The organism is Pseudoalteromonas sp. AWM4_233 (assembly GCF_056158285.1).
The window spans coordinates 4707-5640 of the sequence record NZ_JBSWSZ010000074.1 but is presented as its reverse complement, the minus strand read 5'-3'; the positions used below and the strand labels follow the sequence as shown (position 1 = coordinate 5640).

Annotated in this window: 1 protein-coding gene and 1 pseudogene; both read right to left on the bottom strand. The window is 38.3% G+C overall.

Going from position 1 to position 934, the window contains the following annotated elements; translation table 11 throughout:
* Positions 1-27: 27 nt before the first annotated feature.
* Positions 28-216, bottom strand: a complete 189-nt coding sequence (locus ACXAC4_RS20345) for a hypothetical protein (RefSeq protein WP_475165007.1) — start codon at positions 214-216, stop codon at positions 28-30.
* A 230-nt stretch (positions 217-446) separates the two neighbouring features.
* Positions 447-875, bottom strand: a pseudogene (recR, locus tag ACXAC4_RS20340) (recombination mediator RecR); the annotation flags it as partial.
* Positions 876-934: the final 59 nt, after the last annotated feature.

Here is a 934-nt window from a genome sequence, read left to right as displayed (position 1 = left end):
AAGGTTAACGACGGTTAGATTCACCTCTTACACAGCACCTTTAATGAAAGTATGTAGAAAAGGAGATTCAAACTCTAACAGCGCTCTTTGAGCTGTCTTAAATAGCTCTTTTAGAGTAATGCGTTTTGCTTTCTCTTGACCACATTCGCCACAAAAGCGCGTTGTTAATTTTGCACCACAGTTTAAGCAATTTACTTGCTCGTCAAAGTTTACCACGTGATTTATCCCTATCGAAAACGACTAAAAATAGAGTGTTAAATACTATTCTTGGAATTAAATTGTCCCTAACCTGATACTTTCTGTCAAAGGTTTATTTACATTTCCGATATCAATGCATTGAAGAAAGCATCTGTTTTTACGGTATTTATTACTATTCGTGGAAAATAAAAAAGCTAATCATGTTATATGATTAGCTTTTCTATATTCTTAAGAGGTCAGAGTGTACTTTAGGTAATAGCTTTTCGCCCTGAAAACGCATGCATTAGCGTCATACCATCGACCAAATCAAGCTCCCCGCCCACTGGCATGCCATGAGCAATTCGAGAAGCAAGTACATCATATTTTTGACAAAGCTCAGAGATAAAATGTGCAGTTGCTTCACCTTCTACGGTTGGGTTAGTAGCGAGAATCACCTCATCGATATTACCTTCTGATAAACGACGCTCTAACAAATCTAAACCAATTTCATTTGGGCCTATGCCATCTAACGGTGATAAATGCCCCATTAATACAAAGTACAAGCCTGTGTATTGACCTGTTTGCTCAATGGCAAGTACATCAGTTGGTGATTCAACTACACAAAGTAAGCGACTATCTTGACGTTTGATGTTTTGACAAAGCGAACATTCTGGCTCTTCACAAAACGTGCGACAGGTGCTGTGTAAGAGGTGAATCTAACCGTCGTTAACCTTAGCAATACGTAACTTTACGTACA